Source organism: Streptomyces caniferus (assembly GCF_009811555.1).
GTDB lineage: Bacteria > Actinomycetota > Actinomycetes > Streptomycetales > Streptomycetaceae > Streptomyces > Streptomyces caniferus.
This window is the reverse complement of record NZ_BLIN01000005.1, coordinates 2,471,822-2,492,579: the sequence shown is the minus strand read 5'-3', so window position 1 is coordinate 2,492,579 and position 20,758 is coordinate 2,471,822. Positions and strand designations below refer to the sequence as shown.

General features: G+C 72.8%; 16 protein-coding genes. 3 read left to right on the top strand and 13 right to left on the bottom strand.

The window, feature by feature from the left end:
• Nucleotides 1-135: 135 nt before the first annotated feature.
• Nucleotides 136-1,056: an SDR family oxidoreductase gene (locus tag Scani_RS27525; RefSeq protein ID WP_159480504.1), complete on the top strand. Its 921-nt coding sequence runs from the start codon at nt 136-138 to the stop codon at nt 1,054-1,056.
• A 17-nt stretch (nt 1,057-1,073) separates the two neighbouring features.
• On the opposite strand, the gene Scani_RS27520 is transcribed toward Scani_RS27525, so the two are convergent.
• The 7 genes from Scani_RS27520 to Scani_RS27490 all read right to left on the bottom strand — a co-directional run bounded on the left by Scani_RS27520 (nt 1,074) and on the right by Scani_RS27490 (nt 12,810).
• Nucleotides 1,074-2,123, bottom strand: a complete 1,050-nt coding sequence (locus Scani_RS27520; protein WP_159480503.1) for a helix-turn-helix transcriptional regulator — start codon at nt 2,121-2,123, stop codon at nt 1,074-1,076.
• Between the two features lie 902 nt (nt 2,124-3,025).
• A complete protein-coding gene (gene aceE, locus Scani_RS27515) occupies nt 3,026-5,698 on the bottom strand; it encodes a pyruvate dehydrogenase (acetyl-transferring), homodimeric type (protein ID WP_159480502.1) in 2,673 nt (890 codons plus the stop codon).
• A gap of 284 nt (nt 5,699-5,982) precedes the next feature.
• Nucleotides 5,983-6,606, bottom strand: coding sequence for a GntR family transcriptional regulator (locus Scani_RS27510; protein ID WP_159480501.1), 624 nt, complete (start codon nt 6,604-6,606; stop codon nt 5,983-5,985).
• A gap of 183 nt (nt 6,607-6,789) precedes the next feature.
• Entirely contained in the window at nt 6,790-8,511 is a 1,722-nt protein-coding gene (sucB, locus tag Scani_RS27505) for a 2-oxoglutarate dehydrogenase, E2 component, dihydrolipoamide succinyltransferase (protein WP_159480500.1), read from the bottom strand.
• Nucleotides 8,512-8,566: 55 nt separating this feature from the next.
• A complete protein-coding gene (lpdA, locus tag Scani_RS27500) occupies nt 8,567-9,955 on the bottom strand; it encodes a dihydrolipoyl dehydrogenase (RefSeq protein WP_159480499.1) in 1,389 nt (462 codons plus the stop codon).
• Nucleotides 9,956-10,280: 325 nt separating this feature from the next.
• Nucleotides 10,281-11,816: a leucyl aminopeptidase gene (locus Scani_RS27495; protein ID WP_159480498.1), complete on the bottom strand. Its 1,536-nt coding sequence runs from the start codon at nt 11,814-11,816 to the stop codon at nt 10,281-10,283.
• A 199-nt stretch (nt 11,817-12,015) separates the two neighbouring features.
• Nucleotides 12,016-12,810 carry an adenosylcobinamide-GDP ribazoletransferase gene (locus tag Scani_RS27490; protein ID WP_159480497.1) on the bottom strand — a complete coding sequence of 265 codons (795 nt, stop codon included), beginning with the start codon at nt 12,808-12,810 and terminating at the stop codon, nt 12,016-12,018.
• 115 nt (nt 12,811-12,925) lie between these two features.
• On the opposite strand from Scani_RS27490, the gene Scani_RS27485 reads away from it, so the two are divergent.
• Complete coding sequence (locus Scani_RS27485; RefSeq protein ID WP_159480496.1) at nt 12,926-13,663, top strand: hypothetical protein; 738 nt, start codon at nt 12,926-12,928, stop codon at nt 13,661-13,663.
• Here the strand turns inward: Scani_RS27485 and Scani_RS40275 are convergent.
• From Scani_RS40275 to Scani_RS27460, 5 genes are all read right to left on the bottom strand, one after another.
• Entirely contained in the window at nt 13,638-14,393 is a 756-nt protein-coding gene (locus Scani_RS40275; RefSeq protein ID WP_159480495.1) for a hypothetical protein, read from the bottom strand. The genes Scani_RS27485 and Scani_RS40275 overlap by 26 nt on opposite strands.
• On the bottom strand, nt 14,390-16,156 hold the full coding sequence (locus Scani_RS27475) for a phosphatidylglycerol lysyltransferase domain-containing protein (protein WP_159480494.1): 1,767 nt from the start codon (nt 16,154-16,156) through the stop codon (nt 14,390-14,392). Before Scani_RS27475 ends, Scani_RS40275 begins: the two co-directional genes overlap by 4 nt.
• 141 nt (nt 16,157-16,297) lie before the next feature.
• Entirely contained in the window at nt 16,298-17,344 is a 1,047-nt protein-coding gene (cobT, locus tag Scani_RS27470) for a nicotinate-nucleotide--dimethylbenzimidazole phosphoribosyltransferase (protein WP_159480493.1), read from the bottom strand.
• Nucleotides 17,345-17,360: 16 nt separating this feature from the next.
• On the bottom strand, nt 17,361-18,107 hold the full coding sequence (locus Scani_RS27465; RefSeq protein WP_159480492.1) for a class I SAM-dependent methyltransferase: 747 nt from the start codon (nt 18,105-18,107) through the stop codon (nt 17,361-17,363).
• 62 nt (nt 18,108-18,169) lie between these two features.
• Nucleotides 18,170-19,510 carry a bifunctional adenosylcobinamide kinase/adenosylcobinamide-phosphate guanylyltransferase gene (locus Scani_RS27460; RefSeq protein WP_159480491.1) on the bottom strand — a complete coding sequence of 447 codons (1,341 nt, stop codon included), beginning with the start codon at nt 19,508-19,510 and terminating at the stop codon, nt 18,170-18,172.
• A gap of 161 nt (nt 19,511-19,671) precedes the next feature.
• Here Scani_RS27460 and Scani_RS27455 point away from each other — a divergent pair, with 161 nt between their 5' ends.
• Entirely contained in the window at nt 19,672-19,887 is a 216-nt protein-coding gene (locus Scani_RS27455; RefSeq protein ID WP_159480490.1) for a hypothetical protein, read from the top strand.
• Nucleotides 19,888-20,100: 213 nt separating this feature from the next.
• On the opposite strand, the gene Scani_RS27450 is transcribed toward Scani_RS27455, so the two are convergent.
• Nucleotides 20,101-20,697, bottom strand: a complete 597-nt coding sequence (locus Scani_RS27450) for a DUF3043 domain-containing protein (RefSeq protein ID WP_159480489.1) — start codon at nt 20,695-20,697, stop codon at nt 20,101-20,103.
• Nucleotides 20,698-20,758 lie beyond the last annotated feature (61 nt).

Genomic DNA, 20,758 nt, shown 5'->3' with positions numbered 1-20,758 from the left:
TGGGTGCGCTGGGCGCAGCGGTGGGCGGGCCTCTTTGCTGGGGGCGGTCGGTGAATCCGGACAGGAGGTGTCGGGTTTACCTGTCACGGTCGCCGTGTACGGATGCGAGGCACCTGACAGCGAGGAGTGGCGTACGTGACGGGACAGCAGGAACTGGCGGGACGGGTGGCGCTGGTCGCCGGGGCGACCCGTGGGGCCGGGCGCGCGATGGCGGTCGAGCTGGGGCGGGCCGGCGCCCTGGTGTATGTGACGGGACGGACGACCCGGGAACGGGTCAGCGAGGTCGGCCGGTCCACGGAGACGATCGAGCAGACCGCGGAGCTGGTGACCGGGGCGGGCGGCACCGGCATCGCCGTACCGACCGACCACCTGGAACCGGCGCAGGTCAAGGCGCTGACCGAGCGCATCGACCGGGAGCAGGGGCGGCTGGATGTGCTGGTCAACAGCGTCTGGGGCGGTGACCGGCTGATCGAGTTCGACACCAGGCTGTGGGACATCGACCTGGAGAAGGGGCTGCGGATGTTCCGCCTGGGCGTCGACACCCACATCATCACCAGCCATTACGCCCTGCCCCTGCTGATCAGGCGGCCCGGCGGGCTGGTGGTCGAGGTCACCGACGGGACCGCCGCCTTCAACCGCACCTACCGTGACAACCTCTGCTTCGACCTCACCAAGAACGCACCGCACCGCATCGCCTTCGGCCTCGCCGCCGAGCTGAAGGAGCACGGCGGCACGGCGGTCTCGCTCACCCCCGGCTTTCTGCGCTCCGAGGAGATGCTCGACCACTTCGGGGTGACCGAGGAGACCTGGCGCGACGCGGTGGCCCAGGAGCCGCACTTCGCCATCGCCGAATCGCCGGCCCTGATCGCCCGCGGTGTACGGGCGCTGGCCGCCGACCCGGCCAAGGAGCGGTGGAGCGGCCGGTCGCTCTCCAGCGGGCAGCTGGCGAAGGAGTACGACTTCACCGACACGGACGGTTCGCGGCCCGACTGCTTCGCGTACTTCGAGGAGGTCGTCTTCGGGGGGAAGGATGCGGCGGCGGACGCCTACCGGTGACCGGGGCGGCCGGCGGGTCATAGCTCGCCCGCATCCGGCTCGTCCGGTGTCCCGTCCGCCTCCGCGTACAACGCGGCCGTCCTGCGGGCGGCCGACGCGAAGCGCTCACGCAACCCGGAGGGCGCGAGGATCTCGCCCTCCGGGCCGAGCGCCAGCAGCTGTGCGTAGGCGACCTCGGTGGACTCCACGGCCAGGGTCACGGTCAGCCGGCCCTGCGCATCGGGGCCGCCCGCGGCCCGCGCCCGCGCGAGTGCCTCATGGGCCGCGGCGCGTTCGGTGACGTACGGCAGCTGGCGGGCGCCGCGCGACGAGAGCCGCAGCACCACCTCCTCGCGCAGGATCGACCGGGCGAACTGGGCCGCCCGCTCGGCCCAGAACGCCGGGAGGTCGAAGGAATCGTCACGGCGGAACCGTCCTCCGGCGTCGTCGGTGCCGGAGGACGTGCCGCTCCCGGCGGGCGCCACGGCGGTGAAGCGGTCGACCCGGTAGACGCGGTGGTCGCCCTCGGCACGCGCCGCCAGATACCAGACGCCCGCCTTGAGCACGAGGCCGTACGGCTCCAACTCCCGCTCCACCTCGGTGTCTTTGCGGCGGTAGCGGGCGGTGATCCGGCGGTCGTCCCAGACCGCTTCGGCGATCTCCGGAAGCAGGGCGGGGGTCTCGGGCTCCTGGTACCAGGCAGGTGCGTCGAGGTGGAAGCGCTGGGCGGCGCCCGTCGCGGCGTCCCGCAGCTCCGGGAGCAGGGCGGCGGAGACCTTCAGGCGGGCGGCGGAGGCGGCGTCCGCGAGGCCCATCTCGCGCAGGGCCGTGGGCACTCCGGACAGGAAGAGGGCCTCCGCCTCGCTGCGGCCGAGGCCGGTGAGGCGGGTGCGGTAGCCGCCGATGAGGCGGTAGCCGCCGGCCCGGCCGCGGTCCGCGTAGACCGGCACGCCGGCCTCGGAGAGCGAGAGGACGTCCCGGGCGATCGTTCGCTCGGAAACCTCCAGCTCCCGTGCCAGCTCGGCGGCCGTCATCGACGGGCGCGTCTGGAGCAGCAGCACCATTCTGATCAGCCGGGCAGCGCGCATGGGTCCATGATGCGGGGGGCCACTGACAGTGGCCGGGGTGCCGACGTTTTGTCTGCGGGTGCGGGTGCGGGTGCGGGTGCGGGTGCGGGTGCGGTTGTGGCTGGGCGCGCAGTTCCCCGCGCCCCTTTGGGGCGCCGTTGACGTACCGGTCGTTGATCGGTGTGGGTGCGTGGGGCTCGCCCTCGGGCGGCTTGTGTGGTTGCCGCGGGGCCGGAGGGGACGCACCGGAACCCTCCCCCAGCCTCCGGCCGGGAGGTGCCCCCACGGCGCGGGCGCATCTGCTACGTGGCATAGACCGACCCGGCGTCCGCTCCGGTCCTGCGGGCGGGTCCCGGTACATCCCCTCCGGCCTACGCCCGTTGCCGACTGCAGCACGGTGGCACCGTCCCTCACCGATCACATGCGTCGGCTCGGGCAAGCCTCGCCCGGAGCGAGCCCGGCCGGAGGGCGACTGCAGGGCAGCAGAAGGTGCGCCCGACCAGCGCCCTGCCAAGGGGCTGGCGTCCGAGGCCGTAACGGTGATCGGTACGGCGGGGCGGTCGCCGACGCGCGGTGGTCGGAGGGGATGTCCGGTGCCCCGCCCGCAGGACCGGAGCGAACGCGGGGCCGATCTGTACCACGTACCAGATGCGCCCGCGCCGAGGACGGGGTACCGGGCGTCCCCTCCGACCCACCACCCACCCGCCGCAGGCGCACCGGCCCCAGCCACCGGCAACCCCGCACCAGGACCACACCGCGAAACGACCACGTGCCAAAAGACAGCCCGGCCCGGCCGTAGTCAGGGCGTGGTCGGCCGGGCCGGTGGTGGGTTCCCGTGTGGAGGCCCCGGGCGCGGGAAGGTGGCCTCCACACGGGAGTTGTGGTGCCCCGGAGGGCGGGCGGGCCCGGTGAGGGCCCCTGGGTCACAGCCCGTAGCGTTCCCGGGCTTCCTTGACGGCTTCCGGCTTGACCTGGCCGCGGCGGGCGAGGGCGGCAAGGGCCTGGACGACCACCGACTGCGGGTCGACGCCGAAGTGGCGGCGGGCCGCGTCGCGGGTGTCGGAGAGGCCGAAGCCGTCGGTGCCGATGGAGGTCCAGTCCTGCTCGACCCACGGCGCGATCTGGTCGGGTACGGCCCGCATCCAGTCGCTGACCGCGACGACCGGGCCGGGGGCCCCGGCCAGGGCGCGGGTGACGTACGGGATGCGGTCCTCGCCCTCCAGGCGGGCGGCGTCGCACTCCAGGGCGTCCCGGCGGAGCTCTGTCCAGGACGGCGCCGACCACACGTCGGCCGCCACGTCCCAGTCGTCGGCCAGCAGCTGCTGCGCCTCCAGGGCCCAGTGGATGGCGGTGCCGGACGCCAGCAGCTGGAGCTGCGGGCTGTCGGCCTGGGGCCTGGTGCCCTCCTGGAAGCGGTACAGGCCCTTGAGGATGCCCTCTTCGACGCCCTCGGGCATGGCCGGCTGGACCTTGGTCTCGTTGTAGACCGTGAGGTAGTAGAAGACGTCCTCGGCGTCCGGGCCGTACATGCGGCGCAGGCCCTCCTTGACGATGACCGCGACCTCGTAGGCGAAGGCGGGGTCGTAGGAGAGCGCCGCCGGGTTGGTGGAGGCGATCAGGTGCGAGTGGCCGTCGGCGTGCTGGAGGCCCTCGCCGGTCATCGTCGTGCGGCCGGCGGTGGCGCCGATGACGAAGCCGCGGCCCAACTGGTCGGCGAGCGCCCAGAACTGGTCGGCGGTGCGCTGCCAGCCGAACATCGAGTAGAAGATGTAGAAGGGGATCATCGGCTCGCCGTGCGTCGCGTAGGACGTCGCGGCGGCGGTGAAGTCGGCGAGCGAACCGGCCTCGGTGATGCCCTCGTTGAGGATCTGGCCGTCCTTGGCCTCCTTGTACCAAAGGAGCTGGTCGCGGTCGACCGGGTCGTACGTCGCGCCCTTGGGGGAGTAGAGGCCGGCGGTCGGGAAGAGCGACTCCATGCCGAAGGTGCGGGCCTCGTCGGGGACGATCGGGACCCAGCGCTTGCCGGTCTCCTTGTCCCGCATCAGGTCCTTGATCAGCCGGACGAACGCCATGGTGGTGGCGATCTCCTGGCTGCCGGAGCCCTTCTTCAGACCGTCGAAGGCCTTGTCGGCGGGCATCGGCAGCGGCTTGTCGACGACCTTGCGGGCGGGGGCCGGGCCGTCGAGGGCGGCGCGCCGCTCGCGCAGGTAGACCATCTCGGGGGAGTCCTCGGCCGGGCGCCAGTACGGCACCTGGTCGCCCTCCAGCGCGCTGTCCGGGATGGGGAGGTCGAGGACGTCACGCATGGCGCGGAACTCCGCCATGGTGAGCTTCTTCATCTGGTGGTTGGCGTTGCGGGACTCGAAGCCCGCGCCGAGGGTGTAGCCCTTGACGGTCTGCGCCAGGATGACGGTCGGCGCGCCCTTGTGCTCGACGGCGGCCTTGTAGGCGGCGTACACCTTGCGCGGCTCGTGGCCGGCCCGGGAGGTCTGGAACAGCTCCAGCAGCTTGGCGTCGGAGAGCGTGCGGGCGAGGGCCTGCAGGGACTCGTTGGCGCCGAAGAAGTGTTCGCGCAGGTAGGCGGCGTCGCGGGTGGCGTACGTCTGGAACTGCGCGTCGGGGGTCTCGCCGAGGCGGCGGATCAGCGCGCCGTCGGTGTCGAGCGCGAAGATCTCGTCCCAGGCCTGGCCCCACAGCGACTTGACGACGTTCCAGCCGGCCGCGCGGAACTGGGCCTCCAGCTCCTGCACGATCTTGAAGTTGGGGCGGACCGGTCCGTCGAGGCGCTGCAGGTTGCAGTTGATGACGAAGGTCAGGTTGTCCAGGCCCTCGCGGCCGGCCAGCGCCAGTGCGGCGGTCGACTCGGGCTCGTCCATCTCGCCGTCGCCCAGGAACGCCCAGACGTGGGAGTTGCTGGTGTCCTTGATGGCGCGGTGCTCCAGGTAGCGGTTGAAGCGCGCCTGGTAGATGGCCGAGAGCGGGCCCAGGCCCATGGAGACGGTGGGGAACTCCCACAGCCAGGGCAGTCGCCGGGGGTGCGGGTAGGAGGGCAGGCCCTCGCCGCCGGCCTCCTGGCGGAAGTGGTCGAGGTGGTCCTCGGTGAGGCGGCCTTCGAGGAAGGCGCGGGCGTAGATGCCGGGGGAGGCGTGGCCCTGGATGTAGAGCTGGTCGCCGCTGCCGTCGCCTTCCTTGCCGCGGAAGAAGTGCTGGAAGCCGGTCTCGTAGAGCCAGGCGGCGGAGGCGAAGGTGGCGATGTGGCCGCCCAGGCCCAGCGCGGAGCCGCGGGTGACCATCGCGGCGGCGTTCCAGCGGTTCCAGGCGGTGATCCTGGCCTCCATCGCCTCGTCGCCCGGGAAGGCGGGCTCGGCGGAGGTCGGGATGGTGTTGACGTACTCCGTCTCCAGGAGGGACGGCAGGGCGGTGCCTTCGGTGCGCGCGGTGTGCTCCAGGGCACGGCGCATCAGGTACGAGGCGCGATGCGGGCCCGCGGCCTTGGTGACGGCGTCAAGCGACTCGCGCCACTCGGCCGTCTCCTCGGGATCGCGGTCCGGGAGCTGGTCGAGCTGGCTGTACGGCAGGCGCACGGGATCGGGCATGGGTGGCCCCTTTCCGGACGGGGGGTAGCTCGGGGGTGCCGTCGGTGTCGGGCCGCGTCCTACAGGGTGGACGGGCCTCGACGACACCCCCTACGAGTTCGGCAGGCAGGGTTGTCGCGCCCCGTCGGAAGACGATACGCCTCTGATCGATGATCGATCAACGATCAGAGACGAAAAACCGCAGGTCGGCACGGGGTGCCGCATTTTCGGGCACGGCGTGCCAGTCGGGGAGCGGGTTCCTCACCCCGTCCGGGAGGGCTCGGAAATGCCGTCCGGAGGGTCCGTCAGACCCGAGGTGCGCAGCTCAGGACGTGTGACTTGAGCAAGGCGCCGATCTTCGGGTCGCGCCGCCGGAAGGCGTCCACGATCTCCTGGTGGTCCTGGGCGTGCGAGCGCGGTTCCGGGCTGAACCAGCGGATCGACAGCGTCGTCCAGACCTCGATGCCCAGCGACTCCCAGGTGTGCAGCAGCACGGCGTTCCCGGCGGCCCGTACGACCTCCCGGTGGAAGGCCACCGTGTGCCGCACCTGCGCCTCCCCGTCACCCGTCAGGTCCGCCTCGCGCAGCGCCGCCACCTCGCGCTCCAGCGCCGCGGTGTCCTCGGCCAGCCGCCCGGCGGCGAGTTCGGCGGCCACCTGCTCCAGCCCGGCCCGCACCGGGTAGCTCTCCTTGAGGTCGTCCGCGGTCAGATTCCGCACCCGTACGCCCTTGTTCGGCGCCGATTCGATCAGCTGCAGCGACTCCAGCTCCCGCAGCGCCTCGCGTACGGGCGTCTGGCTGACCTCCAGCTCCACCGCGATCCGCCGCTCCACGATCCGCTCGCCCGGCTGCCAGCGGCCGCTGACGATCCCCTCGAGGATGTGCTCGCGGATCTGCTCGCGCAGCGAATGGACGACGGGCGGGGTCATGAGGGCTCCTTCAGAGCGCGTGGTGGCGAGGGGGCCATTATCCGGGACGGACCGGGGGCACCCCCAGCGGCAGCCGGGGGAGGGTCCGGGCGATACGGGGCCGAGGACGCGCAAAGGGGCCGGCCCCGGCTCATTCGAACCGGGGCCGACCCCTTGCGCACACCTATGGCGTGACTGCCGGACTCAGAGACCGATCTCGGTCTCGAACTCGGCGGCCTCCAGGATCTGCTTGACCGTGGTCAGGTAGCGGGCGGCGTCCGCGCCGTCCACCAGACGGTGGTCGTAGGAGAGCGCCAGGTAGGTCATGTCGCGCACCGCGATGGTCTCGCCGAGCTCCGGGTGGTTGATGACCACCGGGCGCTTGACGGTCGCACCGATGCCCAGGATGCCGACCTGGTTCGGGGGCACGATGACGGTGTCGAACAGGGCGCCGCGCGAACCGGTGTTGCTGATGGTGAAGGTCGCACCGGACAGCTCGTCCGGCGTGATCTTGTTCGCGCGGACCTTGCCCGCCAGGTCCGCCGTCTTGCGGGCGATACCGGCGATGTTGAGGTCACCGGCGTCCTTGATGACCGGGGTCATCAGGCCCTTCTCCGCGTCCACCGCGATACCGACGTTCTCGGTGTCGAAGTAGGTGATGGTGCCCTCGTCCTCGTTGATCCGGGCGTTGACGACCGGGTGGGCCTTCAGCGCCTGGACCGCGGCCTTGACGAAGAACGGCATCGGGGAGAGCTTGACGCCCTCGCGCTGCGCGAACGCGTCCTTGGCCTTGTTGCGCATCCGCATGATCTTGGTGATGTCCACCTCGACCACGGAGGTCAGCTGCGCCTGGCCGTGCAGGGCCTTCATCATGTTGTCGCCGATGACCTTGCGCATCCGCGGCATCTTGACGGTCTGGCCGCGCAGCGGCGACGCCTCGATGACCGGGGCCTTGGAGGCGGCGGCCGGGGCGGCGGCCGGAGCCGGCGCGGCGGCCTTGGCGGCCTCGGCGGCGGCGATGACGTCCTGCTTGCGGATCCGGCCACCGACACCGGTGCCCTTGACCGTGGACAGGTCGACGCCGTTCTCCGCGGCGAGCTTGCGCACCAGCGGGGTGACGTAGGCGCCGTCGCCCTCACCGGCGGCCGGAGCCGGCGCGGCAGCGGCCGGCTTGGGGGCCGGAGCAGCCGGAGCCGGAGCGGCCGGAGCGGGGGCCGGGGCAGCGGCGGCCGGAGCCGGGGCCGGGGCGGGTGCCGGAGCCGGAGCGGGCTCCGGAGCGGCGGCCGGGGCCGGAGCGGCGGGAGCCGGGGCGGCGGCCGGAGCGGCGCCGGCCGCACCGATGACGGCGAGCTTGGCGCCGACCTCGGCGGTCTCGTCCTCACCGACGACGATCTCCAGCAGGGTGCCGGACGTCGGCGCCGGGATCTCGGTGTCGACCTTGTCGGTGGAGACCTCCAGCAGCGGCTCGTCGGCCTGGACCTCCTCGCCGACCTCCTTCAGCCAGCGGGTGACGGTGCCCTCGGTGACGCTCTCGCCGAGCGCGGGGAGGACGACGTCGGTGCCCTCGGCGCCACCCGCGGGGGCGGCGGCGGGGGCCTCGGCGGCCGGAGCCGGGGCGGGCTCGGGCTGCGGCTCGGCCGCGGGCGCCTCGGCGGCGGCCGGGGCCGCCTCGGCCGCGGGCGCACCGCTGCCGTCGTCGATGAGGGCCAGCTCGGCGCCGACCTCCACGGTCTCGTCCTCGGCCACCTTGATGGCGGACAGGACACCGGCGGCCGGGGCCGGGATCTCGGTGTCGACCTTGTCGGTCGACACCTCGAGCAGCGGCTCGTCGGCCTCGACGCGCTCACCCTCGGCCTTGAGCCAGCGAGTGACGGTGCCCTCGGTGACGCTCTCGCCGAGCGCCGGCAGGGTTACGGAAACCGCCATGGTTTCAGTTGCTCCTTACAAAGTGGTGCGGATGTGGTCGCGCCCGGGACTGGGGTCAGTCGTGGGAGTGGAGAGGCTTGCCGGCCAGGGCCAGGTGGGCCTCGCCGAGGGCCTCGTTCTGCGTCGGGTGCGCGTGCACGAGCTGCGCAACCTCGGCCGGCAGGGCCTCCCAGTTGTAGACCAGCTGGGCCTCACCGACCTGCTCGCCCATACGGTCACCGACCATGTGGACGCCGACCACGGCACCGTCCTTGACCTGGACGAGCTTGATCTCGCCCGTGGTCTTGAGGATCTTGCTCTTGCCGTTGCCCGCGAGGTTGTACTTGAGAGCGACGACCTTGTCGGCGCCGTACAGCTCCTTGGCCTTGGCCTCGGTGATGCCCACCGAAGCGACCTCGGGGTGGCAGTACGTGACGCGCGGCACGCCGTCGTAGTCGATCGGCACGGTCTTCTGACCGGCCAGCCGCTCCGCCACCAGCATGCCCTCGGCGAAGCCGACGTGCGCGAGCTGGAGGGTGGGAACGAGGTCACCGACGGCCGAGATGGTCGGCACGTTGGTCTGCATGTACTCGTCGACGAGGACGTAGCCGCGGTCCATCGCGACGCCCTGCTCCTCGTAGCCCAGGCCCGCCGAGACCGGCCCGCGGCCGATCGCGACCAGGAGCACCTCGGCCTCGAAGGTCTTGCCGTCGGCGAGGGTGACCTTCACGCCGTCGGCGGTGTACTCGGCCTTGTCGAAGAAGGTGCCGAGGTTGAACTTGATGCCACGCTTGCGGAAGGCACGCTCCAGCAGCTTGGAGCTGTTCTCGTCCTCGACCGGGACGAGGTGCTTGAGGCCCTCGATGATGGTCACGTCGGTGCCGAAGGACTTCCACGCGGAGGCGAACTCGACGCCGATGACGCCGCCGCCCAGCACGATCGCGGACTTCGGCACGCGGTCCAGCGTGAGCGCGTGGTCCGAGGAGATGATGCGGTTGCCGTCGATCTCCAGGCCCGGCAGCGACTTCGGCACGGAGCCGGTCGCCAGCAGGACGTGGCGGCCCTGGACACGCTGGCCGTTCACATCGACGGAGGTCGGGGAGGAGAGCCGGCCCTCGCCCTCGATGTACGTCACCTTGCGGGAGGCGATCAGGCCCTGCAGGCCCTTGTACAGGCCCGAGATGACCTCGTCCTTGTACTTGTGGACCGCCTCGATGTCGATGCCCTCGAAGGTGGCCTTGACACCGAACTGCTCGCTCTCGCGAGCCTGGTCGGCGATCTCACCGGCGTGCAGCAGAGCCTTGGTGGGGATGCAGCCGTTGTGCAGGCAGGTGCCGCCGACCTTGCCCTTCTCGATCAGGGCGACGTCCAGGCCCAGCTGCGCCCCGCGCAGGGCAGCGGCGTAACCACCGCTACCGCCTCCGAGGATCACTAGGTCGAAAACGGTGCTGGCGTCGTTCGCCACGTCACGTCCTCCATGCATGGGTACGCCGGAGCCGGTCTCCAATGACCGGGCGGCGGCTGTGGTTCGGCCGCTTTTACTTCGGCCCTGGGTAAGGGGGGCCCTGTCCTGCCGAGAACCCATCTTCGCACTTGTTCAACGAAGCCGGGACGGCGGGCCGGACTCGGGGCGGACGATCAGCCGCCCCATAGGGGTTACTGGTGCGTACTGGCGTGCGGATTTCGTCGAGGGCGAACACGGGGCGCGGACGCACCTACGGCCCCGGGCGGTATGCCCGGGGCCGTACGGAAATAACCGGCAAGGGGGAGGAAGCTCCCCGGGTTGACCGTCAGCCCAGGTCGCCCGCGGCGGTACGCTCCGCCAGCCGTACCAGGGTGCGCACCGCGGATCCCGTGCCGCCCTTGGGGGTGTAGCCCCAGGGCGCGCCCTCGTGGAAGGCCGGGCCCGCGATGTCCAGGTGGGCCCAGGTGATGCCCTCGCCGACGAACTCCTGCAGGAAGAGCCCGGCGACCAGGCCGCCGCCCATCCGCTCGCCCATGTTGGCGATGTCGGCGACCGGGGAGTCCATGCCCTTGCGCAGCTCGGCCGGCATCGGCATCGGCCAGGACTGCTCGCCGACCTCCTCCGCGATCTCGTGGATCGAGGTACGGAAAGCGTCGTCGTTGGCCATGATCCCGAAGGTGCGGTTGCCCAGCGCCAGCACCATCGCGCCGGTCAGGGTGGCGACGTCCACGATCGCGTCCGGGGTCTCCTCCGAGGCGCGGGTCAGGGCGTCGGCCAGCACCAGACGGCCCTCGGCGTCGGTGTTGAGCACCTCGACGGTCTTGCCGCTGTACATGGTCAGCACGTCACCGGGGCGGGTGGCGGAGCCCGACGGCATGTTCTCGGCGAGCGCCAGCCAGCCGGTGACGTTCACCTGCAGGCCCAGCCGGGCGGCGGCCACGACCGCGGCGAACACCGCGGCGGCACCGCTCATGTCGCACTTCATGGTCTCGTTGTGGCCGGCCGGCTTGAGCGAGATGCCGCCCGAGTCGTAGGTGATGCCCTTGCCGACCAGCGCCAGCGTCTTGTCGGCCTTGGGGTGGGTGTGCGCGATCCGCACCAGCCGCGGCGGGGCCTCCGCGCCCTGGCCGACGCCCAGCAGGCCGCCGTAGCCGCCCTTCTTGAGCGCCTTCTCGTCCAGTACCTCGACCTTGAGGCCGAACTCCTTGGCCGCGGCCTGCGCCTCGGCCGCGAAGGCCTTCGGGTCGAGGTCGTTGGGGGGCATGTTGATCAGGTCGCGGGCGCGGTTGATCTCCGCGGCCAGCGCCTGGGCGCGCTCGGCGGCGGCCTTGAACTCCTTGTCGCGCGGCTTGGCGCCGAGGATCGCGGCCTCCGCCAGCGGCGCCGACTTGGCGTCGTTCTTCTTGGCGCCCTGCCCGTTGCCGTTGCTGCGGTAGGCGGTGAAGGAGTACGCGCCGAGCAGCGCGCCCTCGCTCACCGCGGCGGCCGCCTCGGCGTCCTCCAGGGGCAGCGCGAAGCCGGCCTTCTTGGTGCCGGTCAGCGCGCGGGCGGCGCTGCCCGCGGCGCGGCGCAGCGCCTCGGTGTCGTAGCCGTCGCCCTTGCCCGGTGCCTCGCCGAGGCCGACCGCCAGCACGACCGGCGCCTTGAGGCCGTCCGCGGCGGGCAGCTTGGTCACCTCGCCCTCGGCACCACTCGCGCCGAGGGTCTCCAGCACAGCGGCGAGCTTGCCGCCGAAGGCCTTGTCCACGGCCTCCGCGCCGGGGGCGACAACGACGCCCTTGGCGCCCTTGGCCACGCCGACGACGACGGCATCCGCACGCACCGTTGCGGCGGAAGAAGTACTGAGGGTCAGTGCAGTCACGGTGATGAAGGTCCTGTTCCGTCCGGGGAATCCGTCTGCGCGCAGGGCGCTGCTGCGGCCGAGCCTACGCTCGGCGGCGCCACAAGGCCCGTCAGATACCACACCGGCACATAACGGGGCTCCGGCAGTTGCCCGGCTGCAGGGTGAACTGCCCTTGCATGCAAGGGAGTTGGGCGACGTCCCGGAGGCGCGCCGGGCGCTACCCGAGAGCCAGCGCCACCAGTGCCGTGAGCCCCGCGCTCTCCGCGAGCGCCCCGAACACATCGCCGGTCACCCCGCCGAACCGCCGCCGGCAGTGCCGCAGCAGCAGCTCGCCCAGCCCGAGGCCGAGCAGCGCCGCGAGCCCGGTGTGCAGCGCGCCGTACGCGCCGAACGCGGCGCCGGCGGCCGCGCATCCGGCGGCCACCACCCCCGCGCACAGCAGCGCCGCCCGTACCGGGACGGTGCCCGCGACCGCCGCGCCGAGACCCTCGGGGCGGGCGGCCGGCACCCCGGCCCGGGAGACGAGGGTCAGGGCGCAGCGCGCGGTGACCGCCGCAACGGCCGCCGCGACGGCGCCGCGTGCCCAGCCCTGCGCGTACAGCGTGTCCAGCGCGGCCACCTGGGCCAGCAGGGCGAACAGCAGGGTGACGACCCCGAACGGGCCGATGTCGGACTGCTTCATGATGCGCAGCGCCTCCTCGGCGGGCTTGCCGCTGCCCAGACCGTCGGCGGTGTCGGCGAGTCCGTCCAGATGCAGCCCGCGGGTGAGCACGGCGGGTACCACGGCGGTGGCGACCGCGGCGAGCAGCGGGCCGCCGCCGAGCAGCAGCAGTGCCGCGCCGAGCGCGGCCGCGCACAGTCCGACGACCAGTCCGGCCAGCGGCGCGCAGAGCATCCCGCCGCGCGCCGCCTCCCGGTCCCAGCGGGTGACGCGCACCGGCAGCACGGTCAGCGTCCCGAAGGCGAAGCGCAGGGCGTCGGAGGGGGCCGGGGCGGCCGGGGTGTCGGTCACCGCGGCAGGCTATCCGGGCGCCCGCTACGGGTGGCCGCCGGTCCGGACCGTCACCCGTCAAAAGGGGCCTGATGGTGGTGAAGTGTCCCTACCCGACAAATGGGGAGCGTGTGGGATGGGCCACTGGTGGTACCGCAATATCGTCGAGCCGGGGAAGCTGCCGCTGCTGCTCGCCCTCGCCTCCTTCGTGCTGACCTTCCTCGTGACCCGGGCCGTCACCCGGCTCATCCGCGCGGGGAAGGGGCCGTTCCGCAACATCACGCCCGGGGGCGTCCACATCCACCACGTCGTGCCCGGTGTGATCCTGATGGTCCTCGGCGGCTTCATCGCCCTCGCGGGCGACCGCCGCGGCTTCGGTGCCGGTGTCGCCGCGGTGCTCTTCGGCATGGGAGTGGGCCTCGTCCTGGACGAGTTCGCGCTGATCCTCCACCTCGACGACGTGTACTGGACCGAGGAGGGGACCAAGAGCGTCGAGATCGTCATCCTCACCGTCGCCCTGGTCGCCCTGATCCTCGGCGGCTTCCTGCCGTTCGGCGTCAACGAGCTCAGTCCCGAGGAGGCCACCGACCGCTTCACGGTCGTGCGGACCGTGGCCGTCAACTTCCTCTTCGCGCTCGTCGCGCTCACCAAGGGCAAGGGCCGGATCGCGGTCGTCGGGGTCTTCGTGCCGTTCGTCGCGCTCTTCGGTGCGATCCGGCTGGCCCGCCCCAACTCGCCCTGGGCCAGGCGCTTCTACCGCAAGCGCCCGAAGGCGCGGGCCCGTTCCCGGGTCCGCGCCTACCGTCACGACCGCCGCTGGTCGGCGCTGCGCCGCAAGGTCGAGCACGTCATCGGGGGTGCCCCCAGCCCCTGACCCGCCAGGCGTCCCGCGGCTCGCCCGGTCGCCAGACCTCCCACAGCGCACTCAGCACCAGCACCGCCAGCACCGCCGCGACATGCTCCTTGCCCGCCAGGTTGTTCTTGATGGACACCACCTCGACGACCATCGCCACGGCGACCGCGGCACAGGTGAACCACGCGCGGTAGCGCCAGCACACGAACACCGCCAGCCCCACCACCGCCGCCGACGGCCCGGTGTCGATGACGTACTTGTCCGAGTCGGGCAGGCCTATGGGGCTCACCGGGCCGATCCAGATGCCGATCCGCGCGTACATCGTCCCGGCCAGCGTGGCGACATAGGCGACCAGCAGCGTCTGCCGCCAGCCCACACAGATCTCCGCGATCCCGAAGACCACCAGGATCTGCGCCAGCGCCCCCCACACCGGCAGGTCCAGCGCGGGGACGAACAGCGACAGGGGGGTGCGCAGCAATGCCACCCACAGGTGCTCCCAGGCCTGTACGGAGCCGATGTCCTGGACCGTCCGGTAGCCCCACTCCTGGTTCTGCACGAACTGGAAGACCAGGGTCAGGCTCACCGCGGTGAGCGTCACCGGAATCGCCCGCAGCCTGGCCGTGACCAGCGAGGAACGGACCGTCCGCAGGAGCGGGCCCCACTCGGCACCCGCGGCGCGGCGCAGGCCGGACAGCTCCGGACGCCCCGGCGCGGGCATCTCCCCCGGACCCGCCGCCCCGGCCTTGCTCATCTCACATTCTCCAGGTGCTTGCGGTTCAGCCACTTGGGCAGACCGGGTGCTTCCAGGAAGCCCTCCGCGCGGCCGGCGGCGATTCCGATGCGCAGCAAATCGGTGCTCTTTTCGAAGAGCATGTACCGCGGCTCCCAGATGGGCCGGTATTTCGCATTGGCGCGATAGAGCGATTCGATCTGCCACCACCGGGAGAAGAAGCTGAGCAGTGAGCGCCACAGGCGCAGCACCGGGCCCGCGCCGAGCCGCGCGCCACGTTCGAAGACGGAACGGAACATCGCGAAGTTGAGCGAGAGCTGAGTGATCTCCACCTCTTTCGCCCGCTGGATCAACTCCAGCACCATGAACTCCATCAGCCCGTTCTCGGAGTTCCGGTCCCGCCGCATCAGATCCAGCGAGAGCCCCTTCTCGCCCCAGGGCACGAAGCTCAGCAGCGCCCGCAGTTCGCCCGCTTCCCCGTCCGCGCCGCCGTCCCGGCATTCGAGCATCACGCAGCGCCCGTCGCCCGGGTCGCCGAGCCGGCCCAGCGCCATCGAGAAACCGCGCTCGGTCTCCCCGTCGCGCCAGTCGTCCGCCAGCCGCAGCAGATGCGCCAGCTCCGGTGCCGGGATGTCCTCGTGGCGACGGATACGGACGGTGTAGCCGGCCCGCTCGACGCGGTGGTAGGCCTGCCGCACGGTGCGCATCGCACGGCCGCCGAGGGTGAACTCCCCGGTGTCCACGATCGCTTCGTCGCCCAGCTCCAGCGCGTCCAGCCCGTGCCGGGCGTAGATCGTGCCGCCCTCCTCGCTCGCGCCCATCACCGCGGGCGCCCAGCCGTGCTCCCGCGCCTCGGCCAGCCACACCTCGATCGCCCCCGGCCAGGCCTCGGGGTCCCCCAGCGGATCGCCGGAGGCCAGCGAGACGCCGCCCACGACGCGGTAGGTGACGGCCGCCTTGCCGCTGGGGGAGAACAGCACGCTCTTGTCGCGGCGCAGCGCGAAGTAGCCCAGCGAATCCCGGTCGCCGTGCCGTGCCAGGAGGGCGCGCAGCCGCTCCTCGTCGTCCTCGGTGATCGGGTCGGTGCTGCGGACGGACCGGAACGCCGCCCACAGGACCGCGACCAGCAGCAGCGTGCTGAGCACATTGATGGTGACGTTGACCCAGTTCGGGGTGGCGATCTCCGGGAAGGCGCGGTCGTCGGCGGCCAGCGACACCAGCCGCATCAGGCCGTAGCGCCAGCGCTGCACGAACGTGGAGGCGCCGTCCCCGGCGGTGTTGGTGACGGTCACCAGCAGCGCCGCGAGCAGTGAGGCGCCCAGCAGACCGCCGACCGCGACCGCCGCCGCCAGCTTCGGGTTCGCGCGGTCGCCCTTCGCGGAGAACTCGCGGCGCCCGGCCACCAGCGCGGCGGCGAACAGCACGGTCAGGCCCAGCGACACCCAGTTCTGCACAGGTGCGCGGAACTCCGGGGCCACCACCATCCCGAATGCGAAGAGCAGCGCCAGCAGCCCGGACAGCACCAGATTCAAAATCCAGGCCGCCCGCTTGCGCCGCCGCAGGGTCACCGACAGGAAGAGCGAGAAGGCACCGGAGGCGAACCCCGCCGTCAGCAGATACGGAGTGAAGAATTCCGCGATGTTGTGCCGGCGGATGTCATTGCCGAACGACACCCATACCGCGCTCAGGAAATTGATGAAGGTGACCGTGCGCAGATACCAGATGCCGAATGCGGCACCACGCTGTGACCACGTGCCGCGAGGGCGGTCTTCGTCCGGACTCAAGCGATGTCTCCCATAAAACGTGTAAAGCGCGATCTTATGGGGAGCCGCCGGTGGTCCGGCACGGTCATGAAGTGATGAGCGCCCTGGCCGGGCGCTCGTCCGGTCGCTTCGTCCGGCCGGCCGGGGTCGGCCGGCGCCGGATCAGTCGCGTACGGGCAGTTCTGCCGCCAGGGCCGCGGCCGCCTGCACCAGTGGCAGGGCGAGCAGCGCCCCCGTCCCCTCCCCGGCAGTGACGCCGTGGTCGAGCAGAGGGTTGAGTGCGATCCGGTCCAGCGCCTTCGCCTGCCCCGGCTCGCCGCTCGCCTGTCCGGCCACCCACCAGTCCGGCGCCCGGAACGCCACCCGCTGCGCCACCAGCGCACAGGCCGCCGAGACCACCCCGTCCAGGATCACCGGAGTCCGGCGCACCGCGCTCTGCAGCAGGAAGCCGGTCATCGCGGTCAGGTCAGCGCCGCCGACCGTGGCCAGCAGCTCCAGCTGGTCGCCGAGCACCGGCCGGGCCCGCCGCAGCGCATCGCGGATCGCCGCACACTTGCGCATCCAGGCCAGATCGTCGATGGGGGCGCCGCCCCGCCCGGTGACCACCGAGGCGTCGGTGCCGCACAGCGCGGCGATCAGCGTGCTCGCCGCGGTCGTTCCGCCGACGCTGAGATCGCCGAGCACCACCAGGTCGGTACCGGCGTCCGCCTCCTCGTCCGCGACGGCCGTCCCGGCCCGGAACGCCGCCTCGGCCTCCTCGGCCGTCAGCGCGTCCTCGATGTCGATCCGCCCCGAACCCCGCCGCACCCGGTGCCGGGTGACGTCCTCGGGCAGCTCCTCCGGGGCGCAGTCCACCGCCAGGTCCACCACGCGCAACTGCGCCCCGGCGCGACGGGCCAGCACGGCCGCCGGGCTCGACCCGTCCAGCACGGCCCGTACGAGGTCCCTGGTGCCACCGGCCGGCCGGGCCGAGACCCCGAGTTCGGCCACGCCGTGATCGCCGGCGAACAGCACGGCCCGCGGCCGCTCGACGGGCCGCACCGGAACCTGCTGCTGCGCGGCGGCCAGCCACTCACCCAGCTCGTCGAGGCGGCCGAGCGCACCCGGCGGCACGGCCAGCCGTGCCCGCCGCTCCTCGGCGTCACGGCGCACCCCGCCATCGGGGCGCTCGATCAGGTGGGCGAAGTCGTCGAGGTTCAAGGCGCTCATTGGGCGCAGATTACCGTCAACTCACCGCTGACGAAGCGCGCCGGCAAGAACGGGCCGGAGCGAACCGGACCTCGGCGACCAGCGGCGTCAGCGCGCGCAGCACCGGCAGGCGGTGCACCGGCCCCGCCAGCCGGGACGGCAGACCGCCCACCGCGGCGCACTTCGGCGAACTGGGCACCGGGCCGAGTTCGCGCACCGCGACGATGCCCGGGTGCGCACCGGCCACCCGCGGCAGTTGGGCGCGGTCCAGCCCCCAGCGCACCGGAGCCGGCCCCCGGCCGCCCGCCCGCCGGGCCAGTGCCGCCGCCCACCGTGGCAGTGCGTCAAAGACCAGCACCCCACCGGGAAACCGCTCCGCACACGCCGCCAGCAGCGCCCGTACGGCAGGCGGCGGCAGCCGCATCAGCACGCCGGGAGCCGTGACGACGACCCCGCGGCACGGCTCCCGCACCGCGTCCAGCCAGCCGTGATCGGTCACCGCACAGGCGACGGTACGGTGCCGGGCGCCGTCGGGGAGCAGCATCCGGCGGGCCGCGGCGGTCTCCGGCGGCACCACCGTCAGCCAGGTGAGCCGCCCGTTGTCCAGCCGCCAGAAACCGGTGCCGAGCCCCTCGCCGAGCGCGACCACCGTCGCCTCCGGATGCCGCTCCAGATAGGCGCGTACGGCCGCGTCGACACGCCGCCCGCGCCCACTCGGCTCCCGGGCGGGCCCCGCTCCCCACCCGGCCGGCGCTTCGGATTCGGTCCGCTCGGATTCGGTCACGGGTCAAGAGCACCCGGCGCCGCGCCCCCGGGCAAGCGGACACGGGCCCCACCGGGGATCCGTCATCCACGCAGCGCAAGCGCCTGGCCCGCGACGACCAGCAGCACCTGCTCGCACTCCGCGGCGAACGCCGCGTTCAGCCGCCCCAGTTCGTCGCGGAACCGGCGGCCCGCCGAGGTCGCCGGGACGACCCCGGAACCGACCTCGTTGCTCACCGCCACGACCGGCCGGTGCGTCTCCCGCACCGCCGCCACCAGCGCGTCGGTCCGCTCCCGCAGCGCCTGCCGGCCCCCGGCCTCCCAGGTCGCGTCGTCCCACGCCCCGACCTCGTCCATCACATGCGTCAGCCACAGCGCCAGACAGTCGATGAGCAGCGGCGACACCCCGGCCGGGCGGCCGGTACGGGAGCCCGCGCCGGGCCCGCCGCCCTCGCCGGGCCCCGCGGCGTCCGTCCCCGGCCCCGCGGCTGCTCTTCCCGGCCCCGCGGCCTCCAGGAGCGGCACCAGATCGCAGGTCTCGACGGTGCGCCAGGAGCTCGGGCGCCGTTCGCGGTGCAGCGAGACCCGCTGCGCCCAGTCCTGGTCGCCGTCCCGGGTCCCGCCGGTGGCCACGTACACCACGTCGGGGAAGGCCGCGAGCCGCCGCTCCGCCTCCACCGACTTCCCGCTGCGCGCCCCGCCCAGCACCAGGGTCCGCCGCGGCAGATCCGGCACCGCATGGAACTCACCGACCAGCAGCGTGCTGCCGTCCGCCACGGCGCGCGCCCCCACCGCCGCCAGCCTGCGGTGCAGCTCCGGCCCCGGCGGCACGTCGTGGTCGAGGTGCACCGCGACCACGTCCGTCGCCGCGTCGACCGCGCCGCTCGCCCGCAGTCTGGCCAGCGCGTCGGGCCGCGCCAGGACGTCGAGCAGCACCAAGTCGTACGGACCGGCGCCGCCCACCCCCTCGGCGCCGCCGCCCGCCGCCCGGCTGTTGCCGTTGCCCAGTCCGGCCGGCGCCGCGCCCGGCGGCAGGTACAGCAGCCGCTCACCGTCGGCGCCGGAGATCTCGTAGCCGGTACCCGGGATGTCCACCGCGGTGGCGCGCACCCGGTGCCCGTCGAGCAGTGCCAGCTCCCGCCCGTCCGCGACCCGGCCCGGCTGCGGCAGCCCGGCGGGCACCTCCATCGCCGGGCCGTCGTGCGGATGCGAGAGCAGCACCTGCCGTACGCCCGCCAGCGACCGCCCCGCACGGGCGGCCGCGAAGGCCGGTCCCGGCGTCAGATCGATCATCAGTGCGCCGTCGACGAGCAGCGCGGTCGCCGCCCGCGCCTCGTCGCCGACGGCGGTCGCGCAGGCGGCACACGGGCAGCCGGGCCGCGGCAGCCCTTGCGGGGCGCCGGTGCCGAGGAGAGTCACATCCACACCGCCGAGTTTCTCGCGTCCACGCCGGGCGGGCGCGGCGGGGGCGGACTCGACACGGCCGTTAGGCTGCCGATCAGCACGCAAGCACGGCACGGCGGAGTGCGTCAGGACGCGCCCCGCGGTGGCACAGATTCGTACTCGGTGGGATCCAGGAGGCGCACATGGCGTGGACGTGGCGGTTCGAGAAGGCCGACGGTTCGGAGACGGCGCCGGCCGTGCAACCGGAGGAGTTCACCACCCAGGGCGACGCGGAGTCCTGGATCGGCGAGGAGTGGAAGGCCCTGCTGGAAGGCGGCGTCGACCAGGTCAGGCTCTTCGAGGACGGCACCGAGATCTACACGGGCCCCATGAGCCTGCACGCGGACGCGGAGGCCTGAGCCCCGACGGCACCGGGCCGGGCACTCCCGCAGGACGCCCGGCCCGGTGCCGAACGACGTCCGGCCGGGCCCGAACGGGCCCGGCCGGACGTCAAGAAGAATCCCGCCGCGACGGCGCGTCACCACGACGGTGCGTCACCACGACGGTGCGTCACCACGCAGGCGAGGGTCCGGCGGAACGAACGGCCGCCGGCACCACCCCGTACGACGCGGCTACGGCCGCTGTCCCCGCTTCACCTGCGGCTTCGGCAGCCTCAGCCGCCGCATCTGCAGCGTGCGCATCACCGCGTACGGCTTCACGCCCTTGAGGTTCTCGTTCGGGAAGCGCTCCTGCAGCCGCTTGCCGAGCCGGATCCAGATCAGGACCGAGTCGAGCACGATCAGCACGATGATCACGAGCCACAGCAGCAGCGCGATGCTCTGGATCGACGGCACCCGGATCATGGTGAGCACCAGGATCACCACGGCCATCGGCAGGAAGAACTCGGCGACACACCAGCGGGAGTCGACGAAGTCCCGCGCGAACCGGCGCACGGGTCCCTTGTCGCGCACCGGCAGATACCGCTCGTCGCCGCTGGCCATCGCCTCGCGCTGGCGGGCCATGTCGGCTCGGCGCGCCTCGCGCTGGGCCTTCGACGCGTCCTTGCGGTTGGTCGGCGTATGCGCACGGGAGCGGCGCTGCGACTGGGCGGCGCTGCGTTTGGGCGTCGGGCGGCCCTTGGGGGCCTGCGGATCGCGGGGCTGCTGGGGCTGGTCCGCGGTCACCTTGGCGGTCGCGGCCTGCTCATCCTTCGAACGGCTTCGGAACACAACACCCAAGGGTACGTGCTCGCCACGGGTGAGCCACGGTCCGACGGGGCACGATCCGGCA

What these genes read in the sequence shown, in the direction of transcription:
- cobT (WP_159480493.1), bottom strand. Translation starts at nt 17,344, where the DNA reads ATGAGCGCCTTGAACCTCGACGACTTCGCCCACCTGATCGAGCGCCCC.
- Scani_RS27455 (WP_159480490.1), top strand. Translation starts at nt 19,672, where the DNA reads ATGGCGTGGACGTGGCGGTTCGAGAAGGCCGACGGTTCGGAGACGGCG.
- Scani_RS27520 (WP_159480503.1), bottom strand. Translation starts at nt 2,123, where the DNA reads ATGCGCGCTGCCCGGCTGATCAGAATGGTGCTGCTGCTCCAGACGCGC.
- Scani_RS27510 (WP_159480501.1), bottom strand. Translation starts at nt 6,606, where the DNA reads ATGACCCCGCCCGTCGTCCATTCGCTGCGCGAGCAGATCCGCGAGCAC.
- Scani_RS27485 (WP_159480496.1), top strand. Translation starts at nt 12,926, where the DNA reads ATGGGCCACTGGTGGTACCGCAATATCGTCGAGCCGGGGAAGCTGCCG.
- sucB (WP_159480500.1), bottom strand. Translation starts at nt 8,511, where the DNA reads ATGGCGGTTTCCGTAACCCTGCCGGCGCTCGGCGAGAGCGTCACCGAG.
- aceE (WP_159480502.1), bottom strand. Translation starts at nt 5,698, where the DNA reads ATGCCCGATCCCGTGCGCCTGCCGTACAGCCAGCTCGACCAGCTCCCG.
- Scani_RS40275 (WP_159480495.1), bottom strand. Translation starts at nt 14,393, where the DNA reads ATGAGCAAGGCCGGGGCGGCGGGTCCGGGGGAGATGCCCGCGCCGGGG.